Annotated in this window: 9 protein-coding genes; all 9 read right to left on the bottom strand. The window is 66.3% G+C overall.

All coding sequences use genetic code 11. The annotated features are described in order from the left end of the window. Nucleotides 1-71: 71 nt before the first annotated feature. Nucleotides 72-701 (bottom strand): FHA domain-containing protein, encoded by a 630-nt coding sequence (locus tag FKP22_RS14560; protein ID WP_141288200.1) that lies wholly within the window; start codon nucleotides 699-701, stop codon nucleotides 72-74. Nucleotides 702-752: 51 nt separating this feature from the next. After that, nucleotides 753-1,556 (bottom strand): Stp1/IreP family PP2C-type Ser/Thr phosphatase, encoded by an 804-nt coding sequence (locus FKP22_RS14555; RefSeq protein ID WP_310733332.1) that lies wholly within the window; start codon nucleotides 1,554-1,556, stop codon nucleotides 753-755. Between the two features lie 48 nt (nucleotides 1,557-1,604). Beyond that, a complete protein-coding gene (locus FKP22_RS14550) occupies nucleotides 1,605-2,606 on the bottom strand; it encodes a serine/threonine-protein kinase (RefSeq protein ID WP_141288199.1) in 1,002 nt (333 codons plus the stop codon). Nucleotides 2,607-2,729: 123 nt separating this feature from the next. Beyond that, the gene (locus FKP22_RS14545; RefSeq protein ID WP_141288198.1) at nucleotides 2,730-3,428 is read right to left on the bottom strand and encodes a TerC family protein; all 699 of its coding nucleotides are present in this window, start codon (nucleotides 3,426-3,428) and stop codon (nucleotides 2,730-2,732) included. Nucleotides 3,429-3,727: 299 nt separating this feature from the next. After that, nucleotides 3,728-4,426, bottom strand: a complete 699-nt coding sequence (locus FKP22_RS14540) for a TerC family protein (RefSeq protein ID WP_141288197.1) — start codon at nucleotides 4,424-4,426, stop codon at nucleotides 3,728-3,730. Between the two features lie 199 nt (nucleotides 4,427-4,625). After that, nucleotides 4,626-5,519: a succinate--CoA ligase subunit alpha gene (gene sucD, locus FKP22_RS14535; RefSeq protein ID WP_141288196.1), complete on the bottom strand. Its 894-nt coding sequence runs from the start codon at nucleotides 5,517-5,519 to the stop codon at nucleotides 4,626-4,628. A gap of 103 nt (nucleotides 5,520-5,622) precedes the next feature. Then, nucleotides 5,623-6,783, bottom strand: a complete 1,161-nt coding sequence (sucC, locus tag FKP22_RS14530) for an ADP-forming succinate--CoA ligase subunit beta (protein WP_141288195.1) — start codon at nucleotides 6,781-6,783, stop codon at nucleotides 5,623-5,625. A 54-nt stretch (nucleotides 6,784-6,837) separates the two neighbouring features. Then, on the bottom strand, nucleotides 6,838-7,440 hold the full coding sequence (locus FKP22_RS14525) for a DUF2889 domain-containing protein (RefSeq protein WP_141288194.1): 603 nt from the start codon (nucleotides 7,438-7,440) through the stop codon (nucleotides 6,838-6,840). Nucleotides 7,441-7,622: 182 nt separating this feature from the next. Further along, nucleotides 7,623-8,106: regulatory protein RecX (locus FKP22_RS14520; RefSeq protein ID WP_141288193.1), on the bottom strand; the 484-nt coding region annotated here is incomplete at its 5' end.

Here is an 8,106-nt window from a genome sequence, read left to right as displayed (position 1 = left end):
CCACCAGGCGAGGCCGCGCAGGCGCATCAGTTGCTCGCGGACGCTTGTTCAGGCGCCGGTGTTCAGGGCGTTCAGCCCTGGATGAACTGCATCTGCGTGCCGGCCAGCTCGATGATGTCGCCGTTTTTCAGCGCCATCACGCCGTCGCCCAGCGGGGCGCCGTTGATGCTGGGGCGGGCGTCGCCTTCGACGTGGGCCAGCACGTAGCCGGTGGGCCGCTTGGCGATCGAGGCGACCTGGGTGCCGGGCTTGCCGACGGTGGTGACCGCCTTGGACAGCAGCACTTCGCGGCCGGCGGCGCCACCGTTCAGCACTTTGACCGACGCGGGCAGCGTCTGCACGGCAGGCATGGGCGGCAGGTGCGGCGTGAAGGTGCCGGGCCGCAGGATCATGGTCTTTTCGTAGTCCGGCACTTCGTCGGTCAGGTACTTCAGGCGGTACTTGCCGATCTCGATCGAGTCGTTGTGCGAGAGCAACTGTTTCTTGACCGCCTTGCCGTTGATGTAGGTCCCGTTGGTGCTGTTGAGGTCTTCCAGGAAGACGTCTTCACCGACGGCCAGCAGCACGGCGTGCTCGCCGCTGACGGCAAGGTTGTCGATCACGATGTCGTTGTACGGACGCCGGCCCAGGGTCGTGCGCTCCTTCTGGATCTGCACTTCCTTGAGAACCACGTTGTCGAGTGATACGACCAGCTTGCCCATGAAATCCCTCAGTTGTCCGCGTGCGGACGGCTCCTCTACACCCCTGCCAGGTCAGCGCCGGAAAGGCCACCAGGCCCGGGCTGACGCGTTCTGGCTTCCTTTTGTCCTGGCCAGAATCACGGAGATGTTATCCCTTCCGCCCGCCGCGTTGGCGGCATCCACCAAGGCATGGGCGGTGCTGTCCAGGTCGCTGTCGTGCTGGCGCAGCACTTGCGCGATGCCGGAATCCGGCAGCATATCGGACAGTCCGTCAGAACACAGCAAGATGACATCTCCCGGTAACAAGGCGTGTTCGTGCACTTCCAGCATCACCTCGGGCTCCACGCCGACTGCGCGTGTCACCAGATTGCGGTGCGCGGCGAACTGGGCTTCCTCGGCCGTCAGCAGGCCGGCGTCGATCTGTTCCTGCAGCAGCGAGTGGTCACGGCTGAGCTGGTCCAGCCGGCCGGCGCGCCAGCGGTAGGCGCGCGAGTCACCGAGGTGGCCGATCCAGACCTGATGGCCGCCGAACAAGGCGCCCACCAGCGTGGTGCCCATGCCGTTGTACTCCGGCACGGTTTGCGCTGCGGTGAAGACGGCGCGGTTGGCATGTTGTGCGGCAGCGGCCAGCGCGGCCTGCACGGCGGGGCTGGTGGGCGGGGTGGACTGGTCAGGTTGTTGCGCGGCCCATTCGACCAAGTGGTCCCGCATGACGCGTACCGCCATCTCGCTGGCGACCTCGCCGGCGTTATAGCCGCCCATGCCGTCGGCCAGCAGGCACAGCGACAGGCCGGGGTCGACCAGCACGGCGTCTTCGTTGTTGTGGCGAGCGCGGCCGGTGTCGAGCGCGCTGCTGTAGTCGAGGCTCAGGGGCACAGGCAGGAATCCTGAAATGTGAAGTGATGCCGGGCAGGCATTGTGCGCTCAAGCGTCATGGGCTTTGGTGCGGGTTTCGGGCAGCACCGTGCAGCTTGGCACCAGGAGACGAAGTTCACGCGCGAGTTGCGTGCCGTCCACATGACGCTGGCTGGCGTGTTTGGACAGCAGCCGGGCGATCACGTCGGCCAGCAGTGGCGGCAACTCGGGGCGCAAGGCATCCAGCCGCGGGGCGGGTTCAGTGGCAATCGCCACCAGCAGCTGGCCCATCGAGGCATGGGCAAACGGCAGCCGGCCGGTCAGCAGCTCGAACAGCAGCACGCCCAGCGCGTACAGGTCGCAGCGCCCGTCCAGCGGCAGGCCGCTGAGTTGCTCGGGCGCCATGTAGCCGGGCGTGCCGACGATCAGCCCGCTGCGGCTGCGCTCGGCGTCGCTGAGGCGGGCGCAGCCGAAGTCGCCCAGCTTCAGCATGCCGTTGGCCGGGTTGAACATCACGTTGGCCGGCTTCAGGTCGCGGTGCACCACGCCTTGCCGGTGCGCATGGGCCAGTGCCTCTGCCATGGCCGCGCCGATCTGCAGCACCAAGCCTTCCGGCAGCAGTTGCCCGGGTGTGGTGTAACGGATCAGGTCGCCGCCTGGCACCCATTCCATCGCGATCCAGCCATGCGCTTCGTGCGACTGGCTGACGACGCCCGATGCGAAGGTCTGCACGATGTGCGGATGCTGCAGGCGGGCTGCCGTTTCGGCTTCGTGCAGAAAGCGCTCACGGGTGTGTTCGCTGCCTTGCAGCCTCACCGTCTTCAGCGCGACGGGCTCGCCGGTGCGCGGCGCGTCTGCCAGGTAGAGCGCACCTTGGGGGCCCTGCACCAGCACCCGCTGCAGCGTGTAGCCGGCCAGTTTGCCCAGCGGCGGCGCTGGCGCTGCCGGCAATGCCGCGGATGTGGCCGGTTCGCTGGGCGGCGGCTGGCTGGTGGCGGTCCAGGCTTGCTGCCTGGCGCCTTGGTTGCGGCGGAACAGCTGCTGCCAGAAGCCCGGTTGGGCGGTTGCCATCGTTGGCGTTTCCCTTGGGTGAATTGGGGCTGGCTGACCTTAGCACAGCGGCAGCCCCGTCAGGTCCTGGGACTCGCCCACCCGCGGGGTGGCATACCTCCACGGGTGGATGCGGTGCGGCGCTCAGTGAGCCACGCCGGGCTGGGCCGCGTTGGTGTTGGCGCGGCGCTTGCGCCACCAGCCCGCAGCCAGCACGCCGACGACCACCACCGCATAGGTCAGCAAGCGGGTGGGCAGCGAGGCATCGAATACCGCGTCCAGCAGCGGCTCGTCGATCACCATCTTGGCGGCAGTGAAGGCCAGCACGCCGGCGCCGATGTAGGTGATGGCGGGGAAACGGTCCACCAGCTTCAGCACCAGGCTGCTGCCCCAGACCACGATGGGCACGCTGATCAGCAGGCCGATGATGACCAGGTCGAAGGCGCCATGCGCCGCGCCGGCCACGCCCAGCACGTTGTCGATGCCCATCAGTGCGTCAGCGACGACGATGGTCTTCATCGCGCCCCAGAAGGTGGTGGCGCCCCCGCCTTCATGACCACCTTCGTCGTTGGAGGCCAGCAACTGGTAGGCAATCCAGACCAGGCCCAGGCCACCGGCCAGCATCAGGCCGGGGATCTTCAGCAGCCAGACCACGACCACCGTCATCAGCGAGCGCACGACGATGGCGCCCACGGTGCCCCACAGGATGGCCTTGCCCTGCAGGTGCTTGGGCAGGCCGCGGGCGGCCAGGGCAATGACGATCGCGTTGTCGCCGGCCAGGACGAGGTCGATCAGGACAATGGCCAGCAGCGCTGAGAACCATTGGGCGGACAGGAATTCCATGTGTGTGCTCCAGGTTGTCGGTGGGTACGACACACCCTGTGATCGGGCGAGAGCCAAAGACGCGCCGGATCAACCGGACGGGGATGCCTTCGAACTCCCGACGCGTGTCGCGCGGGCGTGTCGAAGGTCTTGCTCGACAAGCGGCTGTTGCGGCCAGCTTGTCCGACAGACCGGGGGCTTGCGACCCCGTATTGACGACCTGCCGATGGGAGCTACTCCCCTTCAGGCCGCCATTATGCGGGACACCAAAGGAAAACCCCGCCGGGTGGCGGGGTTTGTCAGCGGAAAGCGGCCTTGTTTCAGCTGGCTTTGGCCTGCGCCGCGCGGTGCGCGCGCTGCTTCAGGAAGTGGCCTAGCGCAACGACGAACACGGCGCCGATGGCCCCGGCGATCTCTGGCACGATTTCCGGCTGCGGTCCGATCAGTGAGACCACGCCCGGGTCGGTCAAGGCCATTTCACCGGCCAGGTAGCCCAGCAGTGCAGCGCCCAGCGTGATGATGATGGGGAAACGGTCCATGACCTTCAGCAGCATCGTCGAGCCGAAGATGATCAGCGGGATGCTGATGCCCAGGCCCAGGATCAGCAGCAGCGTGTTGTTGTGCGCGGCGGCGGCCACGGCCAGCACATTGTCCAGGCTCATCACCAGGTCGGCCACGAGGATGGTGCGGATGGCCGTCATCAGGCTGGTGTGGCCGGTGCCGTGTGCGTCGTCCTCATCGTCGTTCTCCAGCAGCAGCGAGGTGCCGATGTAGACCAGCGCCACACCGCCCACCAGCTTCAGGTAAGGCATGGCCAGCAGCTTGACCGCCAGCAGCGTCAGCACGATCCGCATCACGATGGCGGCGGCGCTGCCGTAGAAGATGGCCTTCTTCTGCTGGTTGGCCGGCAGGGCGCGGGCAGCCATGGCGATCACCACTGCGTTGTCGCCCGAAAGCAGCACGTTCGCAAGGATGATGGAGCCGAGGGCGGCCCAGAAGGCGGCCGAAGTGATGTCCATGGCGTGGGTTCTCCCGAAGAATGATGTTGTGGGTGGCGGTGGCCCCGGCCGCCTGATGGCCGAATGAAAAAGGCCTGATGCGTCTGCATCAGGCCCTTGCGCAGGGCATCGACCTTGCGATCGATCCCTGGATTCTAGGCAAGCCTGTCAGGTGGCTGTCCGTGGTACTACGGACATCCCTAGGCTGTCGGCGCCGACCTTACAGCATGGCTTTCAGCAGCTTGGCCATTTCCGACGGGTTGCGGGTGATGGTGAAGCCACACTCTTCCATGATCGCCAGCTTGGCATCGGCCGTGTCTGCGCCGCCGGAGATCAGCGCGCCGGCATGGCCCATGCGCTTGCCGGGAGGCGCGGTCACGCCGGCGATGAAGCCGACGATGGGCTTCTTCATGTTCAGCTTGCACCAACGGGCGGCTTCCGCCTCGTCCGGGCCGCCGATCTCGCCGATCATGATGACGGCGTCGGTGTCCGGGTCGTCATTGAAGGCCTGCATCACGTCGATGTGCTTCAGTCCGTTGATTGGGTCGCCACCGATGCCGACGGCGCTGGACTGGCCCAGGCCGATTTCGGTCAGCTGTGCCACGGCTTCATAGGTCAGCGTTCCCGAGCGCGAGACCACGCCGATGCGGCCCTTGCGGTGGATGTGGCCGGGCATGATGCCGATCTTGATTTCTTCCGGCGTGATCAGGCCGGGGCAGTTCGGGCCCAGCAGCAGCGTCTTCTTGCCGCCGGCAGCTTCCTTGGCCTTCATCTTGTTGCGCACTTCCAGCATGTCCTTCACGGGAATGCCTTCGGTGATGCAGATCGCCAGGTCCAGGTCGGCTTCGACGGCTTCCCAGATCGCGGCCGCGGCGCCTGCCGGCGGCACGTAGATCACCGACACGGTCGCGCCGGTCTGGCCGGCGGCTTCCTTGACGCTGCCGTAGATGGGAATGTCGGAGAACTTCTCGCCGGCCTTCTTCGGGTTCACGCCGGCCACGAAGGCGTTCTTGCCGTTCGCGTAAGCCTGGCAGCCCAGGGTGTGGAACTGGCCAGTCTTGCCGGTGATGCCCTGCGTGATGACCTTGGTGTCTTTGTTGATGTAAATGGACATGGTGCCCCTCGTATGCGGTGTACCGCACCCGATCCCCCGAGGGGATCACGCCCAGCTTGGGGCGGCCCGGCGCTCGGGCGTGGTGCGATGGTGTGGATGGGAGTCAGGCGACGGCGGCGACGATCTTGGTGGCCGCTTCGGCCATCGTGTCGGCCGCGATGATGGGTAGGCCGCTTTCGGCCAGCATCTTCTTGCCCAGGTCTTCGTTGGTGCCCTTCATGCGCACCACCAGCGGCACCGACAGGTTCACCGCCTTGCAGGCCGTGATCACGCCGGTGGCGATGGTGTCGCACTTCATGATGCCGCCGAAGATGTTGACCAGGATGCCCTTGACTTCCGGGTTCTTCAGCATGATCTTGAAGGCTTCGGTGACCTTCTCGGCAGTGGCGCCACCACCCACGTCCAGGAAGTTGGCCGGCTCGCCGCCGAACAGCTTGATGGTGTCCATGGTGGCCATCGCCAGGCCGGCGCCGTTCACCAGGCAGCCGATGTTGCCGTCCAGGCTGATATAGGCCAGGTCGAACTTCGAGGCTTCGACTTCGGCCGGATCTTCTTCGTCCAGGTCGCGGTAGGCGACGATTTCCGGGTGGCGGAACAGGGCGTTGGCGTCGAAGTTGAACTTGGCGTCGAGCGCGATCAGGTTGCCCTTGGAGTCGCAGTTCAGCGGGTTGATTTCCACCAGCGACGCGTCGGTGTCCATGTAGCACTTGTAGAGCTTGGCGAACAGGTCCACGGCCTGGTCCACCGAGGCGCCGGTCAGGCCGATGGCTGCGGCAATCTTCCTGCTCTGCTCGGCCGTCAGGCCCACCAGCGGGTCGATCATCTCGGTGACGATCTTCTCGGGGGTCGAGTGCGCAACTTCCTCGATGTCCATGCCGCCTTCGCTCGAAGCGATGAAGGCGACCTTCTGCGTGCCGCGGTCGGTGACCAGCGAGACGTAGAGTTCATTCTTGATGTCGGCGCCTTCTTCGATGTAGAGGCGGCGCACTTTCTGGCCTTCCGGGCCGGTCTGGTGCGTGACCAGCTGCATGCCGAGGATCTGCTCGGAGATGGCCTTGACGTCGTCCATCGTGCGCGCGAGCTTCACGCCGCCGCCCTTGCCGCGGCCGCCAGCGTGGATCTGGGCCTTCACGACCCAGACCGGCCCGCCCAGCTTCTGGGCGGCTTCCACCGCCTCTTGCACGTTGAAGGCCGGGATGCCCTTGGGCACCGGCACACCGAACTGGCGCAGGATTTCCTTGCCTTGGTACTCGTGAATCTTCATGGGAGGGTCTTTGCGTGAGTGCGAAAACGGGGAAGGAGCAGCGGCAGTGCCGGCTCAGCGGGAAATGCTGCCAGCGGGACCGGCGCGCAATTTTGCGGCAGTTTCGTCGGCGGCGGCCTGACGGAACCAGCGGGGATAGTGCAGTCTGACCACCTCGCCATCGGTGACGAGGGCGTGGCAGCGGTCGAGCTGGAAAGGGGGTTCGTCGCCCTGGCCGTGGGTGTCCAGCACCTCGCCGGCAAAAGCCTGGACGACAGCGGTGGGCAGCAGGTCGCCCATTTCGGTCAGGTGGGTGCAGCCGCGAACGCCGCCCACGCGTTCGCGCAGCGCGCGCTTGAAGCCTTGCATCAGGTTCAGCCCGGCCAGCCTGCCGTAGGCGTCGCCGTGCTGGTTGCAATGGCCCGGATAGGGCGTGGCGCGGGATTCTGCGCCCGCTTCGAGGATGTTGAAGCGGGTGTCGACGACCAGCCGCAGCAGCAGGTCGTGCACTGGCTCGCCAGCCGGGCGCACCCCGTTGGCGGTGCTGATCGGGTGGGTCTTGATGTCCGTAATGCGGGCGTCGACTTCCCACAGCCCGTCGTCGCGAGCGAACACGGTCACGCTGATCGCACGGTGGTGCTTCAGCTGGCGGGTGGGGGATGCAGCGGGCAAAGGCATGGGGACAGCTGCCCCGAACCGGGCCAGACAACCAAAGATTTTACACCCTTGCTGCATCGCAGCATGCCCGTTCCCTCAAGTGACCTGATGACTTGCCGGCGCGAGGCCAGTCCTCACGAGCAGCGTGTAACCCGCATGTACCTGGTTTCGGGCATCACCTGGATGCCCGCGAGCAGTGCGAGTCAGTCGTCTTCCCTGTCGCCCACAACCCGCCGCACCACGTCCCCAGCAAAGCCGCGCGCGGCGAGGAAACGCATCTGCCTGGCCCTTTCGGCAGCTTCGCTTGCAGGGGTGTCACCAAAGCGTCGGCGCCACACCTCGCGGGCGCGTGCCAGCTCGGTCTGTCGCAGCTGCAGCGCGGTTTCGGCATCCAGCGCCACACCATGCTGCGCCAGTTCCTGCTTGATGCGCATCTGGCCCAGCTTGCCGGCGCGGGCGTTGACGCGGCTCTCGATGAAGCGGGCGTCGCTTTGATAGCGCTGCGCTTCCAGCCAGTCCAGCACTTCGTCGACCTCTGCGCCCAGGTTTTCCTGCGCCAGTTCGTGCATGCCGGCATCCCCATCGTCATCCGGCCCGGCCGATGAGCTGGATGCGGCCGGATCGAGGCCAAAGGCGGTGGCGAAATCCAGGCCGGCGGCGCGCTCGGCCGCGCGGCGCTGGTCTTCG

This window comes from Ideonella azotifigens (genome assembly GCF_006519715.1).
Classification (GTDB): domain Bacteria; phylum Pseudomonadota; class Gammaproteobacteria; order Burkholderiales; family Burkholderiaceae_C; genus Ideonella; species Ideonella azotifigens.
The sequence above is the reverse complement of the archived record's forward strand: the minus strand, read 5'-3'. Positions and strand labels throughout refer to the sequence as shown.

What these genes read in the sequence shown, in the direction of transcription:
- FKP22_RS14560 (WP_141288200.1), bottom strand. Translation starts at nt 701, where the DNA reads ATGGGCAAGCTGGTCGTATCACTCGACAACGTGGTTCTCAAGGAAGTG.
- FKP22_RS14550 (WP_141288199.1), bottom strand. Translation starts at nt 2,606, where the DNA reads ATGGCAACCGCCCAACCGGGCTTCTGGCAGCAGCTGTTCCGCCGCAAC.
- FKP22_RS14545 (WP_141288198.1), bottom strand. Translation starts at nt 3,428, where the DNA reads ATGGAATTCCTGTCCGCCCAATGGTTCTCAGCGCTGCTGGCCATTGTC.
- FKP22_RS14540 (WP_141288197.1), bottom strand. Translation starts at nt 4,426, where the DNA reads ATGGACATCACTTCGGCCGCCTTCTGGGCCGCCCTCGGCTCCATCATC.
- sucD (WP_141288196.1), bottom strand. Translation starts at nt 5,519, where the DNA reads ATGTCCATTTACATCAACAAAGACACCAAGGTCATCACGCAGGGCATC.
- sucC (WP_141288195.1), bottom strand. Translation starts at nt 6,783, where the DNA reads ATGAAGATTCACGAGTACCAAGGCAAGGAAATCCTGCGCCAGTTCGGT.
- FKP22_RS14525 (WP_141288194.1), bottom strand. Translation starts at nt 7,440, where the DNA reads ATGCCTTTGCCCGCTGCATCCCCCACCCGCCAGCTGAAGCACCACCGT.